The following is a 17,800-nucleotide window of genomic DNA, read 5'->3' as shown; positions in this document are numbered from 1 at the left end:
CCGGAGGTACCCGCATGGCCGCCCCCGCACTGTCCCCCCGGCTCAGGGCCCTGCTCGACACCCCGGTCTTCGTGGTCCTCGGCACCCTCCAGCCGGACGGCAGCCCGCAGCTCTCCCCGGTGTGGGCCGCGCGGGACGGCGACGACGTCCTCGTCTCCACGACCGCCGACCGGCGTAAGAAGAAGAACATGGACCGCGACCCGAGGGTGACCGTCGTCGTCCAGGACCCCGCCTCGCCGTACCAGTACGCGGAGATCCGCGGCACCGCCGAGATGACCACCGAGGGCGGCGCCGAGCTCATCGAGAAGCTGTCGGGGAAGTACACCGGAAAGAAGTACGCGGAGTTCAACCCGGCCTCGGTGGACGACGCGGAGCGTGTGGTGGTGAGGATCGTGCCGCGAAAGGTGGTCGGCAGTCTGTGAAGGGCTCACGCTTTGTCCACAAAGGCGCCGGGCACTGCCCACGGCCCACTACTCTGGACGCGTGACTATTCGCCTGTACGACACCAGCGCCCGGCAGATCCGTGACTTCACCCCGCTCACGCCGGGCTGCGTCTCGATCTACCTGTGTGGCGCCACCGTGCAGGCCGCACCCCACATCGGCCACATCCGCTCGGGCCTCAACTTCGACATCATGCGCCGCTGGTTCGCCTACCGCGGCTACGACGTGACGTTCGTCCGCAACGTCACGGACATCGACGACAAGATCATCGCCAAGTCGGCCGAGCAGGGCCGCCCCTGGTGGTCGATCGGATACGACAACGAGCGCGCCTTCAACGAGGGCTACGACGCCCTCGGCTGCCTCCCGCCCACGTACGAGCCGCGGGCCACCGGGCATGTGACCGAGATGGTCGAGATGATGCGCACGCTCATCGAGCGCGGACACGCCTACGAGGCCGAGGGCAACGTCTACTTCGACGTGCGCTCCTTCCCGGGCTATCTCCAGCTGTCCAACCAGGAGCTGGAGAACCTCCAGCAGCCCTCCGGCACCGGCGAGACGGGCAAGCGGGACCCCCGCGACTTCGCCATGTGGAAGACCGCCAAGCCCGGGGAGCCGACCTGGGAGACCCCGTGGGGCCGCGGGCGGCCCGGCTGGCACCTGGAGTGCTCGGCCATGGCCCACAAGTACCTGGGCTCCGCCTTCGACATCCACGGCGGCGGCATCGACCTGATCTTCCCGCACCACGAGAACGAGATCGCCCAGGCCAAGGCCTTCGGCGACGAGTTCGCCCGCTACTGGGTGCACAACGCGTGGGTCACCATGAGCGGCGAGAAGATGTCCAAGTCGCTGGGCAACTCCGTGCTGGTCTCCGAGATGGTCAAGCGCTGGCGCCCCATCGTGCTGCGCTACTACCTCGGCACCCCGCACTACCGCTCGATGATCGAGTACAGCGAGGAGGCCCTGCGCGAGGCCGAGTCGGCGTTCGCGCGCATCGAGGGCTTCATGCAGCGTGTCGCGGAGAAGGCGGGCGGGGTCGTGGAGCCCGCCGACGAGGTGCCGCCCGCGTTCGCCGAGGCGATGGACGACGACCTGGGCGTGCCGGGGGCCCTCGCCATCGTGCACACCACCGTCCGGCAGGGGAACAGCGCCCTGGCCGCCGACGACAAGGAAGGCGCCGTGGCGCGGCTCGCCGAGGTGCGGGCCATGCTCGGCGTCCTCGGCCTCGACCCGCTCGACGCCCGGTGGGCGGGCGAGGGCGACCGCGGTGACGATCTGCACGGAGTGGTCGACAGCCTCGTCGGCCTGGTGCTCCAGCAGCGCGAGTCGGCCCGGGCCCGCAAGGACTGGGCCACCGCGGACGCCATCCGGGACCAGCTGAGCCAGTCCGGACTCGTCATCGAGGACAGCCCCGAGGGCCCGCGCTGGACCCTCGGGCCGCGCTGAGACGAGCGCGGCTCAGGGCACCGAATCCCGACCTCCGGCGCGGCCCGTTTTCGGGCCAAACCGATGATCGATTGTGCCGCCCGGCCTTCCGGGCGGCACACTTCATAGACGACAGACGTATGTACGTGCGGCACTACGACGCCTCACGTCCTACGACGCTTCAACAGACAGGTAGGTCATGTCCGCGAACAACCGCCGCATGTCCGGCAAGAAGGGCGCACAGGTCGGCAGCGGCGGCAACCGACGCCGGGCCCTGGAGGGCAAGGGACCGACCCCGCCCGCCGAGATGCGCAAGGGACACGCCAAGCAGCGCGCCGCGCAGGCGAAGGCGCGCCACGCGCAGGGGGGAGCACGGCCCCAGCGCCGTACGGGCGGCCGGTCGACGTCCGAGCTGGTCGTCGGCCGCAACCCGGTCTTCGAGGCGCTCCGCGACGGCGTCCCCGCCTCCACGCTCTACGTCCAGCAGTTCATCGACAACGACGAGCGGGTGCGCGAGGCTCTCCAGCTCGCGACCGAGCGCGGCAACATCAACCTCATGGAGGCCCCGCGCCCCGAGCTCGACCGTATGACGAACGGGCTCAACCACCAGGGTCTCGTCCTCCAGGTCCCGCCCTACGAGTACGCCCACCCCGAGGACCTGACCCAAGCCGCGTACGACCAGCAGGAGGACCCGCTGATCGTCGCCCTCGACGGTGTGACCGACCCGCGCAACCTGGGTGCCGTCGTCCGTTCCGTCTCCGCGTTCGGCGGCCACGGCGTCGTCGTGCCCGAGCGGCGCGCGGCCGGGATGACGGCCGGCGCCTGGAAGACGTCCGCCGGTACGGCGGCCCGTACGCCCGTCGCCCGCGCCACCAACCTGACGCGCACCCTGGAGGCGTACAAGAAGGCCGGGATCACGGTCGTGGGCCTGGCGGCCGACGGGGAGGCCGACCTCGGCGATCTGGACGCCCTCCAGGGTCCGGTCGCCATCGTCATCGGCAGCGAGGGCAAGGGCCTGTCGCGACTGGTGGGCGAGACCTGCGATCTGCGGGTGCGGATCCCGATGCCGGGCGGCGCCGAGTCGCTCAACGCCGGTGTGGCGGCGGGCATCGTGCTCTACGAGGCGGCCCGCAGGCGCGCGTAGCGCCCTTCCCGCCCCGCGGCACCGCCCTCCGCGCTTCCGCTGAGGCACACGGCCCGGACGTCCGAACGGACGTCCGGGCTGTCGCCTGTTCGGGGGAATCCGGTCGCCGACGACGAGCTTGACGGGGTCCGGACAGATCCGCGCCGTAACGGCAGTGTCCTCATCGCGTGTCACTCGGTTAGATGAGTGTGGAGACCAGAACGCCCCGCACACCCACGGGGGACCGATCGTCGGGATTCGACGACACTCCCGTGCTGAGCATGGTGAAGGTGCCGAGCGACCCGGCGCAGGTCATCGTCAGTCACGCGAGCTTCCGTGTGCAGCTGGGGGCGTCGGCGCGGCGCGCCCCGATGCCGCGGCACGTACGGCACATGACCACCGCCCAGGGCCTGCCCCGCATGCCCGCCGGGGCCGGGGCCGGGGCCGGGGCCGGTGTCGGTGCCGGCACCGGTGGTGCCGGGGCCCGTCGCCGCCCTGTCGTCTGGAGCGGCAGGTCCGAGCCCGACGACACGGGCGCCCACCGGTTGCTCCAGGCGGTGCGCGGCTCGGCGCGGCCCAGCGACGAGCCGGTCGGGGACGGCGGCGCGACCCAGGTCATCCCCCGTACCGGCTACGACCGCACCGGCTACGAGGACCCCCGGGCCGCGCGGACGCGAGGGTACGGCGAGACCGGACGGCTGCCGCACATGCGCGGCGCCACCGGCGCGTACGACACGCCCGCCTACGGGGGGCCCGCCTACGACACCCCCGGCCCTCCCGCCTCCTCGTACGGTCCGTACGACCGCGCGGGACACGAGGACTACGGCGCTCCCGAGGAAGCGGGGCGCGCCCCGGGCGCGAGGGGCAGAGGGGCGCGGTCGAGGCGGCACGGCGGTGACGCGGTGCGCCACGCGTACTACCCCGGGCGCCGGATGAACCTCGGCGTCGTGCTGCTGCCGCTGCGCGTCATCCTCGGCTCCATCTCCGCCTACACGGGCATGGGCAAGCTCTGCGACCCCCTCTACTTCGACGGGGGCAAGCGCGGCTCGATGGTCACCTGGCTCGACACGCTGCACCCCTGGCAGGCCGCCGAGCCGCTGCGGCAGTTCGCCCTGCACCACCCGGTGGGCACCGGCCTGGTCGTCGCCTTCCTCCAGGTGATCGTCGGCGTGCTCACGGTCTTCGGACTGTGGCAGCGGGTCGTGGCCGGGCTCGGCGCGCTGCTGTCGGCGGCCCTGCTCGTCACCGTGAGCTGGCGGACGTCGCCGGTGTACGACGCGCCGCACATCCTCTACCTGGCCGCCTGGTCGCCGCTGATCATCGCCGGCGCGCCGGTGTACTCCGTGGACGGCCGGCTCGCGGGCAGCGCGTGGCGCAAGCTGGGGCCGCGGGCGGACATCTGGGATCTGCGGCGGTACGTACTGCGGCGCGGCGCGGTGGTCACGGCGCTCGTGACCGGAGCGACCCTGCTGGTCGGATCGCTGCTCGGCGGTGCGGTGCGGGACGCGGGCCGCGTGATCGTACCCGGGCCCGGCGAGGCGCCGCGGAACGAACTCCCGGGCCGGACCCTGCCCGGGACGCCGACCGAGGGCGGGCACAGCCGGAGCCCCTCGGCCTCGCACACCCCGCCGTCGACGCGGGGCGCCGAGTCGTCGCCGTCGGGCCGGGCGCGGACACCGGGCGTGCCCGGCGCGACCGGCACCGTCTCGGGCAGTCGCCCGAGCCAGACCCAGGGCACCGTGGGCCAGGTGCCGCCGCGCCACTCGGCGCCGGCACAGCAGGCCCCGAGCACCAGCGCGGGCCCGTCGTCCTCGGGCGGCAGCGGCACGGGCGGCCCCTCCTCGGGCGGTTCCCCCAGCAGCGGGGGCGCCGGCGGCGGCCAGGGCCGCACCGGGGGCCGCTCGGGAGGCTCCGACCATCTGGTCGGGGGGCTGCTCGGGTAGCGCGAGGGCATTCGCTCAGCCGTTGCCCTCAGGGGTTCTCCCTGGGGGCAACGGCTTGTGTGCGTGAGGGAGCGGGAGAGCCCGCCGTCTCAACGCCCGAGCGCCGCCAGTTCCTTGGCGGCCTCCGTGAGGTCCTTCGCCGTGTCGATGGCCCGCCAGTAGGCCCCCTGGGGGATCGGGAATCCGGCCAGGCGGCGTTCCCGGGCCAGCCGGGGGAAGGTGGTGCGCTCGTGGTCGCCGAGCTCGGGGAGCATCCCGGCGAACTCGGCGGAGAACACGTAGACGCCCGCGTTGACCTCGGACGTCGACGGCGGCGACTCGATGAAGTCGGTGACACGGCCGAAGCCGTCCGTCCTGACGGCGCCCCAGGGGATGCGCGGGCGGGCCAGCGCGAGGGTGGCCACGGCGTCGCGCTCGGTGTGGAAGTCGGCCATCTCGCGCAGCGAGAACCGGGTCCAGATGTCGCCGTTCGTCGCGTACCACGGCTGGTCGGGGTGGGGCAGATGCGCGGCGGCGTACCGCAGGCCGCCACCGCGGCCGAGCGGCTCGGTCTCCACGACCGTGGTCACCCGCACGGGCAGGTCGGCCGTCTCCAGCCACTTCTGGAGCACTTCGGCGAGGTGCCCGCAGGAGACGACGACGTCCGTGACGCCCTCCTCGGCCAGCCAGGTGAGCTGGTGCCCGATGATCGGGGTTCCGGTGCCGGGGATCTCCACCATCGGCTTGGGGCGGTCATCGGTGTACGGACGCAGTCGTGAGCCCTGGCCACCGGCCAGGATGACGGCTTGGACGGGGCGCGCGGCGGCGTTCGGATCGGTCATGACCGAACTCTACGTCGGGAGCCTTGCCCACGATCCGGACAGCCGCGAGGCCGGGCGGCCGCCCCGGGGACGGGTCGCCCAGGTCATCCGGGCGACCGGTTGGCCGTGCAGGCCGGGTGGGCCCACCAGGGGTCAGTCGGCCCGAGGACGGGTGGCCCGGGTGGACTGTTGGCTGTGCGGGGCGGCCTGGCCGGGCTGACCGAGTGGTCGTGCAGGCCGGTGGCCCTGTGAAGGGGCGGGCGGCCCGGGGCGGCCGAACCGGCCGGGCAGACGTCGCGTGCGCCGGGTGGGCAGGCCGGGCTGGCCGAGTGGTCGTGCGGGCCGAGCAGGCCCGCCAGGAGCCGGGCGGCCCGAGGCGGTTGGCTCGCGGGCGGGGGTTGGCTGAACCGGCCGGGCGGGCGTCGCGCGGGCCGGGCGGCCCGAGCGGTCGTGTAGGCCGGGGGCCTGCCAGGAGTCAGGCGGCCGGGGCCGGCCGAACTGGCCGGGCGGTCGTGCTCGGGCCGGGCTGGCCGAGTGGCCGTGCGGGAGGGGTGGGCCTGCCAGGAGTCAGGCGTCCGGGGACGGGCGGCCCGGGCGGGGGCCGGCCGAACCGGTCGGGCGGTTGTGCGCAGCCTGGCGGTCGTGGGCAAGCCGGGCGGGCGCGGGCCTGGCGGGTGTTGTGCAGGACGGGCGGGTCGGGCTGACTGGCCCGCCCGTCCTGGCCGGGGGCGGTCTCAGCCGCGCGTGGCCACGCCGGAGGCGAAGGAGGTGTCGCAGACCGGGCGGGCGTAGGACTGGGCGCGCGTGGGGCCGTAGACACGGACGGCGGCGCGGCCGAGGGCGCGGGCGATGGCCGCGCAGTGTTTGGCCAGGGACGGGCGGCCGTTGACCGCCTGCTGGAGGTGGGTGAGCACGACACCCGGGTTCTTGTCCTGGAGCTCCAGCAGGAGCCGGTCGCGCAGCGCGTCCTGCGGAGCGAGGGAGGAGGCGCGGGCGGGCACCTCTTGGGAGGACGCGGCGAGCAGCGAATGCGCGGGCGACCCCGACCAGTTGACGCGGGTGACCGCCAGGGTCCCGGACAGCACCAGGACGACGGGCAGTACGAGAGCGAGGGTGCGGCCGATCCGGCGGGCGGTGCCACGGCCGTGGTGCCGGGTCCGAGGAGTAGTGGAGTGCTTCACGCGAGTGAGCGTAGCGTGGGGTAGTGATTTGGCGACATTTAGTCACCGATTCGAGGGACGGGAAGCGGTGATTTCTGGGTAGGGGGTTGACGGGACCCCTCAAAAGGTCGCATATTGCAGGTCATTTGGGAACATTGAGCCCACTTCGCGACGAAAGGGGCCTCGCGGCGCGCGAACCGCGCACCACGAGGCCCCTGTGCTGCGCCGGATCTCAGTCCGACAGGCGCTCGCCCGTCGACGTCGAGAACACATGGGTCTCGCCCGCTCGCGGAACCACGTGCAACTGCGCGCCCTTCTCGGGGACTTGGCGGCCGGGCACGCGCACGACCAGGTCCTGCGGGGTGCCGGCGACCTCGGCGGTGCCGTAGACGTAGCCGTCGGCGCCCAGCTCCTCGACGACGTTCACGGAGACGGCGAGGCCGGCCGGGGCGTCGTCGGCGTCCTTGGACAGGGAGGCGGCGGCAGCGCCGTTCAGCTCGACCACGTCGAAGTGCTCGGGCCGCACGCCGACGGTGACCGTGCGGTCCCCCTTGTCGGCGGCGGCCTGGAGGGCCTCCCGGCCGACGGGCACGACGCTGTTGCCGAACTTCACGCCGCCGTCCGTGATCGGGACCTCGACCAGGTTCATGGCGGGGGAGCCGATGAAGCCCGCGACGAAGAGGTTGGCCGGACGGTCGTACATGTTCCGCGGGGTGTCCACCTGCTGGAGGAGCCCGTCCTTGAGCACGGCCACACGGTCGCCCATCGTCATGGCCTCGACCTGGTCGTGGGTGACGTAGACGGTGGTGATGCCGAGCCGGCGCTGGAGGGAGGCGATCTGGGTGCGGGTGGAGACGCGGAGCTTGGCGTCCAGGTTGGACAGCGGCTCGTCCATGAGGAACACCTGGGGCTCGCGCACGATGGCCCGCCCCATGGCGACCCGCTGGCGCTGGCCGCCGGACAGGGCCTTCGGCTTGCGGTCCAGGTACTCGGTGAGGTCGAGGATCTTCGCGGCCTCCTCGACCTTCCTGCGGATCTCGGCCTTGCCGACACCGGCGATCTTGAGCGCGAAGCCCATGTTGTCGGCGACCGACATGTGCGGGTAGAGCGCGTAGTTCTGGAACACCATGGCGATGTCCCGGTCCTTGGGCGGCAGGTGCGTGACGTCGCGGTCCCCGATGCGGATGGCGCCGGAGTCCACGTCCTCCAGCCCCGCCAGCATGCGGAGCGAGGTGGACTTGCCGCAGCCGGACGGACCGACCAGAACGAGGAACTCCCCGTCCTCGATCTCGATGTCGAGCGCGTCCACGGCAGGCTTCTCGGAACCCGGATAGATCCGGGTCGCCTTGTCGAACGAGACAGTGGCCATGATGAATGGGCCCCCTTCACCGGCAGGAACGTGCCGGACGATCCGTTGTAAAGGTGGTGGTGTAGTCCACAAGAGTGAACTGGCTCAGGACCGTACCCGCTGCTCACCTGCTCTGTCAGCACCCCGGGGGCGGCGAATCCCGCGAAATCCTGGCCGGGGCCGCGCTCGGACATGGGTACACTGCATGAGCACACCTGTGCATGCCTCCTTAGCTCAGCTGGTCAGAGCGCCGCTCTTGTAAAGCGAAGGTCGTCGGTTCGAATCCGACAGGGGGCTCCAGTCGAGGTCCAGGTCGGATTCGTTTCCGGTCTGGACCTTTTTCTTGTCGCGATCCTCTGCGGCGGGTGGGGTCCGCGGCGGGTCCCGAGCCGAGCCGTCCTCCCGCCCGCGGCGCTCGACGCCGCCCCTCGCTGAGTCTGGGTCAGGGAGTTCGCCGACTTCGTAACAGTGCGGGCCCTGGGGTGCCCGGCGTTGAGCGCCGATAGATATGATTTGCGTATGTGATGGGAGCGGCGTGTGCCGCGTGGGCCCGTACGGGGGAGGCGACATGAAGTTCGACATGGGTACGCAGACGCTGTCGACGTTGATGCGTGACTCGCGGGGGTCGAGTCAGGATCTGGGGTCCCTGATCCGGCTGTTGGTGCAGGCGGCGGAACCGTTGGAAGGGAAGTTCAACGGTGCGGGGCGTGCCGCGTTCGACCAGTTCAAGGCGCGTGCGGATGGGATCACCAAGGAGTTGAACGCCTCGTTGGCGGCGATTCTGGGCGGTCAGTCCGGGATGGAGGGCGCGTTCGGCGCGGGTGACCAGGAGCAGGGCGAGAACGCCAAGTCGCAGATGGGTGCGGCGAACTTCGACGCGGCGCGGTTCTCGGGCCGCTGAGTGTCGCCGCGGGTTCGTTTTCTGACTCCGAGTCTTACGGGGAGTGGTGTGTGATGGCGGGTTCTGGTGCTGATCGTCGGTCGTACGACACGGGTGCGTCGGCGGATGTGCAGGGCAGTCTGGCGGGCGTGATCGCCCAGTTGGAGTCCGTGATCGCGGCGCGGGACAAGCAGGTGAAGAAGGCGATGGCCGACTTCACCGCCGATGGCGTGGCGGATGAGTACCACGGCAAGGAACAGCGGTGGAACCAGGCGTCGCAGGAGGTGCGGAACATCATCCAGCTCCTGAAGACGACCATGGAGAAGAACGACTCGACGGCTCATTCGACGCTGGCCAAGGCGAAGGCCGCGGTCGACAACATCGGCTGAGTCGACAACATCGGCCGAGGCACCGGTCGACCGGCCGTGACGGGTCGGTGATCGTCCATGGCTCTTGACGGTTCGTGACGGCTGGGCGCCGGGTTCGCGGGGGGTTGGTATGACGGGCTGGGATCTGCATCCGCAGGGTATTCAGCAGGTGTTGTCCGAGACGGGGAGCACGGCGTCGCATCTGCAGACGTACGCCAAGGAGTTCGGCACGTTCCTGCAGTCGGCGGCGACGAGCGCGGGCACGATCTCGGCGGACGCCGGCTCCGAGCACGGTGGCACCGGGCACGCCGGCTCCGGCCATGGCGGCAAGGGCGAGGGCGCGCCGCAGGGCGGTCTGGTGGCGTTGGCGCTGTCGCAGTACGCCTCGCACGCGATGAAGGACCTCGAGTTCATCGCGGCGCGGGCGGGCAAGTCGCTGCAGGGCGCGGTGGACGCGACGGCGGCGTATCTGCACGGGGACCTGGACATGGCCATGGAGGCGCAGCGTCACGCGTCCGCGCCGGGCGTGCGGATGCCGGGGGTGGGCAAGTAGTGATTCAGCCGCACGAGATACCCCAGTTCACCGGTGATCTGGAGCAGTTGGAGAAGGACCACGGCGGGCTGAAGAAGGACGCCGGGCACATACGCACCACGGGTGCGGACACGCACTCCAAGTTCCAGGGGCTGTCGGCGTACTACACGGCTCCGGAGGCGGAGCAGCTGTTCGCCTCGACGAAGCCGGTGTCGACGCGGGCGGACTCCTTCGCGACGGATCTGGAGACGGTCGCCTCGGCGCTCGCGGGATACGCGACGGAGGTCCGCCCGCTGGCGGCGAAGCTCAAGCAGCTCAAGCACGACGCGCAGGCGTTCGTCGACTCGGTCAAGGACGACGACGACTGGCAGTACGACGGCGACAAGGTCGACAAGCACAACCAGATCCGTGACGACGTCACGGCGACGGTGGCGGCGTTCTGGGCGGCGGAGCGCACCTGCCACAACAAGATCACCGCTTTGTGGCGCGGCGGCACGCAGATGATCGCCGGGGACGGCTCGAACAAGCAGAACATGTACGGCTACGACGCGTCCGACCTCAAGGGCGCGAAGGGGCTGCCCTGGGGCGATCCGGTGGAGCAGAAGCACCACTGGTACGACGTCGGGCACTGGGCGAAGTCGTTCCTGTGGGACGGCATCGTCGTGGACGGGATCTGGGGCACGATCAAGGGTCTGGGCACCCTGGTCGGTTTCCAGGGCTGGGACGCGATGAAGCAGGCCTGGAAGGGCCTGGCCCAGCTGGCCACCGGTCTGGCGTTCATGTCGAACCCGATCACGGCGGCGCTGTTCTGGGCCACACCGGACAAGTACATGCCCTCGTGGCTGCGCGACTCGCGCAACACGATGAAGGCGACCGGCAAGGCGCTGGTGGCGTGGGACGAGTGGGGCAAGAACCCCGCGCGGGCGGCGGGCGCGGTCACCTTCAACGTCCTGACCACGGTCTTCACCGGCGGTGAGGGCGCCGCCGTCGCCGGGGCGGGCAAGGCGGGCGCGGTCTCCAAGGCCATCTCCGTCGCCGGCAAGGTCGGCAAGGTGATGGACCCGATGACCTACGTCATGAAGGGTGCCGGCGCCGGACTGTCCAAGATCGGCGACATCACCAAGACCCTCAAGGGCGCCGGGAAGATCGACATCCCGAAGATCCCCGACAACGCGATCACCCTCCCCGAGGGCACCGTCCACCTGCCCGACGGCACGGTCCGCCTCCCCGAGGGCGCGTCGATCCCCAAGGGCGGCGTCGAACTGCCGAACGGCGCCGTCGAACTCCCCCACGACACACCGGTCGTCCCCGCCGGCACCGAACCCCTCCACACCCCCGCAGGCGAGCCCCCGCTCTTCGCGGACCACCACGGCAACATCGTCGACCAGCACGGCAACGTCCTGCTCGACACCACCAAGCCCGGCCCGCCGGACATCACCCACTCACCCCACGCCGGCGCGGACACCCCCCACACCCCGTCCCCGACCAGAGAACCCGCCCTGGTCGGCGCGGCCCCCCACACCGCCGACACCGCAGGCCACGCCGGCGAGCACATCCGCCTCGGCGACAGCGTCGGCCACGACCTCGCCGACTTCGGCCGCACGGGTGAGCACGTCCCGACCGCACCCGGAGTCCAGGCGGGCGGGGACATACCCGGGGTCCACGCGGGCGGCGATCTGCCCGGCGGCGGCCCGGGCAGCCATCTGCCGGGTGGGACGGCCGACCACCTTCCGGGTGGCACCGCTGACCACCTCCCGGGTGGCCGGGCGGACTCCGGCATGCCGACGAACAGCGTCGACCACCACGCCCCCGCCGGCACACCGGACCACACGGTGCCCGGCCCCCGAGCGGGCGACCACGCACCCGGCGGCCACACCGGCGACATCCACACCCCGGGCCACGACGCGCCGGGCCATGGGGGCGACGGCCACGTGCCGGGGCACGGCGCCGAGCCGCACTCCGGCGGAAGCAACGCTGATGACCTGGTCAGGTCAGGTAACGACGCTCCTGGAACGGGCGACCACGCCGATCCCGATACAGCTGGAGATTCGGCAGGGAACGGATCGAGCCGAGTACTTTCAGGCCACCCTGATGGTGTCCATCCCACGGGCAAGGACTGGTACGACACTCTCAGCCCTCACCAGATCAAGGATGTTCAGGTTTACCGGGCAAACCACGAGCCCGGCTATTACGAGAAGTACTACCGGCAGACCAACGGGCGACGGCTACGGGTTGCCATCGTTGACGAGAGCGGGTTCTCGCCACCTCACCTCAAACGAGATCCGAATGATCCCAGTCAGTGGATCGCAGCAAAGGACAAGCCTTCCCCGTTTCCGGAGAAATACGTCCCAGGGTCTCATGTTGACCGTGGTCCGGAAACAGTTCCAACGGAGCACGGGTTCGATATAATTAGAGAAGCCGGTCATCGACGCCACGCTTCTGTTGTGGCAGACAATGCCTGGCATGACCCGATCAAGAAGGCGAAGGCGGCCTATCTTCTCTCGAATACACCTGAAAACCTCCGTTCCTATAAGGAAATCAAGGCTCAGCACGCTCCGTTCCATGAGCGGATGGGGTCGGACAGCGAGAACTTTGGTGAAGCGGTTGCTCGTCATCACGTGATTCCTGAGAATTATCGCGGATACGAGTGGGAGGATCTAGCTGGCCCGAGGAACGGTAATGATCAGTTCGATCAGCTCTGGAGCCATGTCGACGAGGCTGGTGTCAAGAAATTTGTTGTCATCGAAGCCAAGGGGAGTCGAAGGCTCGACCTTGGAATGCGTGAACTTCCCAACGGATTCGAGGCGAGGCAAGGGTCAATAGAATATTTCAAAGATATTTTGAGAAAAATGCGGGAACGCGGGATGGATGGGGATGTCAACGAAAGGCGCCTCTACCGCGAGCTTAAGAAAGCCCTCACGCTAGGGAACGTGGATTATGTCCTGGTCAAAGCGAAGTCGACAGCTGCAGGCGAGTACGCTGGCTACGCCAAGTGGACATTCGATATCAGCTGACAGGAGCGTCACGTGACGACGCGAGTAGCACGGCACGCCAGGCCGAAGGCTTTGGATGAGGCCGCCGTCCAGGTCTTGGCCGAAGACCTTCAAGAGAGTGTCGCCGACCTTGGTCGGTCGGCGGCCGCTTTTGGGCTGGCTCTTGACGAGTCCCTGTCCTTGGTCCAGGCGCGAGCTGTTTTGGACCCGGACGCATCGGAACTCGACACATGGGAAGCCGCCGTTGCCGCGATGCAGCTCGGTACCGCTGCGTTTGCGGCGGCGCAACTCACTGAGGGAACCATTGAGTGCCGAATTATGGATGAGATGCGCATCATCCCGGCAACTGGACCGCAGTTCTATGCGAACGCCGGAGAGTGGCTCACCACGCTTTGGCTGGTGATTGTTTGCCGAGACCAGCAGCGTATGGATGCCATGTGTGGTGTTCCGGTCGAGCTGCTACGCGCGTCTGGCGCGCACGGCGATGAGTATGTGTATCGTTGGGTTGATTCCCTCCAGACCTATTGGTGCGAACGCCCCGGGCTGATTGAGAAACTCCAGTCTGCAATCGAGGCGTCGTATCCCGAGGTTGCCTCTATCGCACCACGGGACCTTCTTCAGAATGTCCTGTATCAGCCCATCAACCTCTTCAGCTACTTCCTTCGTAAGGATCACGCAGGATTCAACAGTGCGCTGATCGAGGCTCTGGAGCTGCACAAGGCGTACTGGACTGCAACAGCAGAGAGGAGCCGAGACCTTAATGGTGTCATCGCTCTGGGGCTGCTGGCTATGGCATGTCTGGCCTATGATGCCGGCTTCCCGATCGACGTCGAGTCTGAGTACCTCCCCAAATCGCTCCTTGACCGTTCCTGGGTCGGCGAGTTCGAGACCTGAGCAGATCGATAGTTCCTTGCCCTTGGCGCGGCGGTGCGCGGTGACGGTCGCTTCTTCCATCTCCACCACACTGACTGGACTCATTCTCACGGTTCTTGGCAGGGCTTCCGGATACCGGGGAAGATGGGTACTTTGTCTGACCTGATTCTCGTAACGGATCCCTCACTCTGATGGCGTCCATAGTGCGCATCGACGTTGATGATCCGAACGTCGGCATGGACCTTGCTCAGCGTCTGCTCCATCGGTGCGAGCTCTTCACCGGAGAAGTGGCCGACTATCAGAGCGGACGTCTGGTCAGCCTGGATGAGTACACCGACGGAGTCCTGAACGGACAGGCACGCGCATGGTATGTGGACGGGACTCTCAGGTCAGAGGGCGTTATGCGGGAAGGATTTCCCGCTGGTGAATTCCAGCAGTGGCACCCGAACGGTCGACTTGCGGCGCGTGCGATCATGAGTGAAAGCGGGCTGCGGCAGTTGGCGCAATACGAATGGGATGAGGAAGGAAACCTGACGAAGGAGTGGCGCGGAGAAGGAATGGCGTATTGATGTCCGGTGAGTGTTCCCGTATGGGCCAGTTCGATACCTCCAGGAGGAGCACACCGTGACCGTCACCATCCCGCGGCACAGCTCGCCCGGACCCGATGACGAGGGGTACGCGGCGGCTCTGGGGCGCAGTGTGATCGAGATCGTCCAAGGGCTCGAAGATGCCCCTGACTCCATTGACATGGTGTTGGGTACCGCTCTGCTTCATGTCCAGGCTCGTTGTGCTGTCGATCCGCGAGCGGCCAGGTTGGAGACGTGGGAGGCGGTGGTCTGTGCGATGCAGATCTACTGTGCTGCGTTCGCGGTGACGGGGGTCCGTGAGGGGACGGTGCGGTGTCGTATCGCTCATGAGGTGCGTGACTTGCCGGGGATCGGGCCGCGCACGTTCGCGGACGCGGGTAACTGGCTCACTGCGTTCTGGCTGGCTGTGATCTGCCGCGATCAGAAGCGGTTGACCCAGTTGTGCGAGGTGCCTCTGGACCGGTTGCGGGCGCCGGACGGGGCGTATGGCGAGTACATCTACCACTGGGTCGCCGCGTTGCAGGCGTATTGGCTGCGGCGGCCGGAGTTGGTGGATGAGTTGACGCGGGCTTTTGAGCTATCTCATCCCGATGTGGCTCGGATCGCTCCTCGTGACCTGTTGCAGAACATTCTTTATCCGCCCATCAACCTCCTCTATGGCTTCCTGCGTCAGGATGGGCCGGGCTTCAACCAGGCCTTGGCTGAGGCTGTGGAGTTGCACAAGGCTTACTGGACCGCGGACGAGGGCAGGGCGCACGACCCATCCGGGATGGTCGCCCTCGCTCCCCTGGCTGTGGCCTGCCTCGCCTACGATGGCGGCATCCCGGTCGAGGTGGAGACGGACTACCTGCCCAAGCATCTGCTCCAGCGCGGCTGGCTGGGTGAGTTCGAGATCTGAGCCAGGCGCATGCTCCTGCTGCCTCTAGATCGTCCAAGGAGAAGCGCGTTGCCATCGATCGTCTCCCGCCACCCCATTCCCACGGGGAATGCGGCAGCGGGCCTTGCCATCCTTCAGGCGAACGCAGAAGGGTTGATCGACGAGCTGGAGGCGGACTCCACCGACCTGGGCGATGCCCTGACGGTCACGCTCGCCCTGGCCACCTCGCGGTGCCTGGTGGACCCGCTGGGCTCGAAACTCCCCACCTGGGAGTCCTGGGTGAACGCGATGCAGGTCGGCTCGGCCGTGTTCGCGGCGGCGACCACGACCGAGGATCACGTGGTGTGCCGGATCGCGGACAAGGAGCGCACTCTGGCAGCCACCGGCCCGCAGTGGTACGTGCACCCGGGCAACTGGCTCGCAGCCTTTTATTTCGCGGTGGTGTGCCGGGAACGCGACAGGATCACCGCCCTGTGCCGCGTGCCGCTGTCCTTTCTGCGGGAGAACGGTTCGCATTTCCAGGAGTACGACTTCGCCTGGATCGACGTCCTCCAGACCTACTGGCTTGGCGGCCCGGACTTCAGCAGCAAGCTGGTCGCCGCGATCGACGCGACGGACCCGGAGCGCGTAGCCGACCCGGAGACCGTGGCGCACCTGATCTACCCGCCGATGGAGATGTTCCACCGCATGGTCCGCGAGGACAACGAGGGTTTCAACGGCGCCTTGACCCATGCCCTCGAATGGCACAAGCGGTACTGGAGCCACGAGGACCGGGCTGTCCAGGCCTCGGGCTTCGTCGCCCTCGCCCCGCTCGCCATGGCCTGCTTCGCCCACGACGCCGGCATCCTGATCGAGGTCGAGTCCGAGTACCTGCCCGTCGCCCTCCTGGGCCGCAACTGGTGCGGGGAGTTCCCCACGTAAGGGTCGAGCGTCCGCCCGCCGACGAGCGCATCAGCTGGGGGACAGCTCCATCCGTAAGTGAGGCTTCGTGAACTCGGAACCTGAGAAGTTCATTCGGGTGTATCTGCGTCCGACCTGGCATGCATGCAAAGGGGAGTACGTAGAAGCTGTGCGCGATGGGCCGAGTGCCGTGCTGCACGCCTATGAGGAATAGTCGATGTCCATGCTTATGCGCGCGCCGCGTGAATGTGCTTCCTGGTTCTGGGACTTGGAGGACTATGCGCAGCCCGGGCTCCACTCGGCGCTCGGCACCGCGGGCCGGATGTCCGCCGTCCCACGGGAGTACGACCTGCTGAGGCCGAGCGCCCTCGAGTGGTATTGGGTTGTGCCCGGCAAGGGGGCGATCGCGAAGACTCGTCTGCAGCTTCCGAAGTCGTTTGATGATGAACAACTGGCCGTGAAAGTCGCAGAGTTGCGTCCGGTGGCATTCCAGCAGGTCGAGTTCAGTGGCTTTCTCGTCACGGGGTCAGGCACATGGCTCGATGAGGGCGGCGCGCAGCGTCAGGAGCATGGTCTGGTGGAGTTGACGGTCTCTGCGGAGCCTCTCGGACTGTCAGCCGATGTCGCTGTACACCATGACATCTGGGGGCCGTTCGACTTCCGTGGAGCACCGCACCCGGAAGTGCATCAGCGGATCTCTCGGCGGCTAGCTGCAGCACTCAAGGACCTGGAAGGGTTGCTGGGTGTGATGGCCGAGCCCGGTGAGGCGACATGCTTCGGCAGGGCCGAAGGGTATGGGGTAGTGAGTGCGCCGGATATGTGATGATCCCTTGAGTCATCGGCTGGAGGAGCTGCATCGAATGCCTGTCACCGTCCCTCGCCACGAGATTTCCGCCGATGAGGCGGCGCGTCGCGCGGAGCGGCTCGACGCTAGTGTTGGCCGAAAAATCGACTCCCTTGATGGGTCATCGCGTGCCCTCGGTAGAGCGTTCAGTACGTCACTGGCCGCGGCCTGCACTCACTGCGGGGCCGATCCGCGCGCAGCCTTGCTGCCCACGTGGCCCTCGCTCTGATGGGGTCCATACCGCGCATCGACATTGATGATCCGGACGTCGACATGGACCTTGCCCAGCGTCTGCTCCACCGGGGTGAGCCCTTCACCGGAGAAGTGACCGAGCATCAGAGCGGGCGTCTGATCAGCCTGGATGAGTACACCGACGGAGTCCTCGACGGACGGTCGCGTGAGTGGTACCAGGACGGGGCGTTGCGCTCGGAGGGGGTTGTGCGGAACGGCTGTGCTGTCGGTGAATTCAAGGAGTGGCACCCCAACGGGGTCTTGAAGTCACGGAAGTTCTTCGATGGAGCCCGTTTTTCTCTGTGCGAGGTGGACACGTGGGACGAGCACGGGGCTCGGCTGTCCTCGTGGCGCCGCGACGGCAGCTCGGCGTCCGAGGGGGAGACCAGCTGAGGCCGTGGAGTCGCACAAGGCCTGCCTCGCCTACGATGGCGGTATTCCCATAGACGTCGAGACGGACTATCTGCCCGAGCATCTG

17 protein-coding genes and 1 tRNA gene are annotated in these 17,800 nt (G+C 68.5%); 15 read left to right on the top strand and 3 right to left on the bottom strand.

What is annotated here, in order from left to right; genetic code table 11:
• The first annotated feature begins 14 nt into the window (after nucleotides 1-14).
• From AB0C59_RS24765 to AB0C59_RS24750, 4 genes are all read left to right on the top strand, one after another.
• Nucleotides 15-422 carry a PPOX class F420-dependent oxidoreductase gene (locus AB0C59_RS24765; protein WP_363008121.1) on the top strand — a complete coding sequence of 136 codons (408 nt, stop codon included), beginning with the start codon at nucleotides 15-17 and terminating at the stop codon, nucleotides 420-422.
• A gap of 61 nt (nucleotides 423-483) precedes the next feature.
• Nucleotides 484-1,884 carry a cysteine--tRNA ligase gene (gene cysS / locus AB0C59_RS24760; RefSeq protein ID WP_363008119.1) on the top strand — a complete coding sequence of 467 codons (1,401 nt, stop codon included), beginning with the start codon at nucleotides 484-486 and terminating at the stop codon, nucleotides 1,882-1,884.
• Between the two features lie 178 nt (nucleotides 1,885-2,062).
• Nucleotides 2,063-3,007 (top strand): 23S rRNA (guanosine(2251)-2'-O)-methyltransferase RlmB, encoded by a 945-nt coding sequence (gene rlmB / locus AB0C59_RS24755; RefSeq protein ID WP_363008117.1) that lies wholly within the window; start codon nucleotides 2,063-2,065, stop codon nucleotides 3,005-3,007.
• Between the two features lie 182 nt (nucleotides 3,008-3,189).
• The gene (locus AB0C59_RS24750) at nucleotides 3,190-4,929 is read left to right on the top strand and encodes a DoxX family membrane protein (RefSeq protein ID WP_363008115.1); all 1,740 of its coding nucleotides are present in this window, start codon (nucleotides 3,190-3,192) and stop codon (nucleotides 4,927-4,929) included.
• An 89-nt stretch (nucleotides 4,930-5,018) separates the two neighbouring features.
• Here AB0C59_RS24750 and AB0C59_RS24745 read toward each other — a convergent pair whose 3' ends face one another.
• The 3 genes from AB0C59_RS24745 to ugpC form a co-directional block, all read right to left on the bottom strand.
• Nucleotides 5,019-5,750, bottom strand: coding sequence for a nucleotidyltransferase family protein (locus AB0C59_RS24745; RefSeq protein ID WP_363008113.1), 732 nt, complete (start codon nucleotides 5,748-5,750; stop codon nucleotides 5,019-5,021).
• Between the two features lie 713 nt (nucleotides 5,751-6,463).
• The gene (locus AB0C59_RS24740) at nucleotides 6,464-6,910 is read right to left on the bottom strand and encodes a hypothetical protein (RefSeq protein ID WP_363008111.1); all 447 of its coding nucleotides are present in this window, start codon (nucleotides 6,908-6,910) and stop codon (nucleotides 6,464-6,466) included.
• A gap of 211 nt (nucleotides 6,911-7,121) precedes the next feature.
• A complete protein-coding gene (gene ugpC / locus AB0C59_RS24735; RefSeq protein WP_363008109.1) occupies nucleotides 7,122-8,258 on the bottom strand; it encodes a sn-glycerol-3-phosphate ABC transporter ATP-binding protein UgpC in 1,137 nt (378 codons plus the stop codon).
• Between the two features lie 202 nt (nucleotides 8,259-8,460).
• Between ugpC and AB0C59_RS24730 the strand changes: the two genes are divergently transcribed.
• The 11 genes from AB0C59_RS24730 to AB0C59_RS24680 all read left to right on the top strand — a co-directional run bounded on the left by AB0C59_RS24730 (nucleotide 8,461) and on the right by AB0C59_RS24680 (nucleotide 17,715).
• Nucleotides 8,461-8,537 (top strand) — tRNA-Thr (locus AB0C59_RS24730).
• A 268-nt stretch (nucleotides 8,538-8,805) separates the two neighbouring features.
• A complete protein-coding gene (locus tag AB0C59_RS24725; protein WP_363008107.1) occupies nucleotides 8,806-9,138 on the top strand; it encodes a hypothetical protein in 333 nt (110 codons plus the stop codon).
• A 53-nt stretch (nucleotides 9,139-9,191) separates the two neighbouring features.
• The gene (locus AB0C59_RS24720; protein ID WP_363008105.1) at nucleotides 9,192-9,506 is read left to right on the top strand and encodes a pore-forming ESAT-6 family protein; all 315 of its coding nucleotides are present in this window, start codon (nucleotides 9,192-9,194) and stop codon (nucleotides 9,504-9,506) included.
• A gap of 109 nt (nucleotides 9,507-9,615) precedes the next feature.
• Nucleotides 9,616-10,038, top strand: a complete 423-nt coding sequence (locus AB0C59_RS24715) for a DUF6507 family protein (RefSeq protein ID WP_363008103.1) — start codon at nucleotides 9,616-9,618, stop codon at nucleotides 10,036-10,038.
• The gene (locus AB0C59_RS24710) at nucleotides 10,038-13,031 is read left to right on the top strand and encodes a hypothetical protein (RefSeq protein ID WP_363008101.1); all 2,994 of its coding nucleotides are present in this window, start codon (nucleotides 10,038-10,040) and stop codon (nucleotides 13,029-13,031) included. Before AB0C59_RS24715 ends, AB0C59_RS24710 begins: the two co-directional genes overlap by 1 nt.
• Nucleotides 13,032-13,043: 12 nt before the next feature.
• The gene (locus tag AB0C59_RS24705) at nucleotides 13,044-13,904 is read left to right on the top strand and encodes an immunity 49 family protein (RefSeq protein ID WP_363008099.1); all 861 of its coding nucleotides are present in this window, start codon (nucleotides 13,044-13,046) and stop codon (nucleotides 13,902-13,904) included.
• 170 nt (nucleotides 13,905-14,074) lie between these two features.
• On the top strand, nucleotides 14,075-14,452 hold the full coding sequence (locus AB0C59_RS24700) for a hypothetical protein (RefSeq protein ID WP_363008097.1): 378 nt from the start codon (nucleotides 14,075-14,077) through the stop codon (nucleotides 14,450-14,452).
• 55 nt (nucleotides 14,453-14,507) lie between these two features.
• Nucleotides 14,508-15,368: an immunity 49 family protein gene (locus AB0C59_RS24695; RefSeq protein WP_363008095.1), complete on the top strand. Its 861-nt coding sequence runs from the start codon at nucleotides 14,508-14,510 to the stop codon at nucleotides 15,366-15,368.
• 132 nt (nucleotides 15,369-15,500) lie between these two features.
• Complete coding sequence (locus AB0C59_RS24690; protein ID WP_363008093.1) at nucleotides 15,501-16,268, top strand: immunity 49 family protein; 768 nt, start codon at nucleotides 15,501-15,503, stop codon at nucleotides 16,266-16,268.
• A gap of 196 nt (nucleotides 16,269-16,464) precedes the next feature.
• On the top strand, nucleotides 16,465-17,070 hold the full coding sequence (locus AB0C59_RS24685; RefSeq protein WP_363008091.1) for a hypothetical protein: 606 nt from the start codon (nucleotides 16,465-16,467) through the stop codon (nucleotides 17,068-17,070).
• 234 nt (nucleotides 17,071-17,304) lie between these two features.
• The gene (locus tag AB0C59_RS24680; protein ID WP_363008089.1) at nucleotides 17,305-17,715 is read left to right on the top strand and encodes a hypothetical protein; all 411 of its coding nucleotides are present in this window, start codon (nucleotides 17,305-17,307) and stop codon (nucleotides 17,713-17,715) included.
• Nucleotides 17,716-17,800: the final 85 nt, after the last annotated feature.

Origin of the sequence: Streptomyces sp. NPDC048664, from assembly GCF_040650555.1 — a bacterium.
Taxonomy (GTDB): Bacteria; Actinomycetota; Actinomycetes; order Streptomycetales; family Streptomycetaceae; genus Streptomyces.
This window is presented reverse-complemented; position numbering and strand designations above follow the sequence as displayed.

What these genes read in the sequence shown, in the direction of transcription:
- AB0C59_RS24750 (WP_363008115.1), top strand. Translation starts at nt 3,190, where the DNA reads ATGAGTGTGGAGACCAGAACGCCCCGCACACCCACGGGGGACCGATCG.
- AB0C59_RS24725 (WP_363008107.1), top strand. Translation starts at nt 8,806, where the DNA reads ATGAAGTTCGACATGGGTACGCAGACGCTGTCGACGTTGATGCGTGAC.
- AB0C59_RS24685 (WP_363008091.1), top strand. Translation starts at nt 16,465, where the DNA reads ATGTCCATGCTTATGCGCGCGCCGCGTGAATGTGCTTCCTGGTTCTGG.
- AB0C59_RS24745 (WP_363008113.1), bottom strand. Translation starts at nt 5,750, where the DNA reads ATGACCGATCCGAACGCCGCCGCGCGCCCCGTCCAAGCCGTCATCCTG.
- ugpC (WP_363008109.1), bottom strand. Translation starts at nt 8,258, where the DNA reads ATGGCCACTGTCTCGTTCGACAAGGCGACCCGGATCTATCCGGGTTCC.
- AB0C59_RS24700 (WP_363008097.1), top strand. Translation starts at nt 14,075, where the DNA reads ATGGCGTCCATAGTGCGCATCGACGTTGATGATCCGAACGTCGGCATG.
- AB0C59_RS24715 (WP_363008103.1), top strand. Translation starts at nt 9,616, where the DNA reads ATGACGGGCTGGGATCTGCATCCGCAGGGTATTCAGCAGGTGTTGTCC.
- rlmB (WP_363008117.1), top strand. Translation starts at nt 2,063, where the DNA reads ATGTCCGCGAACAACCGCCGCATGTCCGGCAAGAAGGGCGCACAGGTC.
- AB0C59_RS24765 (WP_363008121.1), top strand. Translation starts at nt 15, where the DNA reads ATGGCCGCCCCCGCACTGTCCCCCCGGCTCAGGGCCCTGCTCGACACC.
- AB0C59_RS24720 (WP_363008105.1), top strand. Translation starts at nt 9,192, where the DNA reads ATGGCGGGTTCTGGTGCTGATCGTCGGTCGTACGACACGGGTGCGTCG.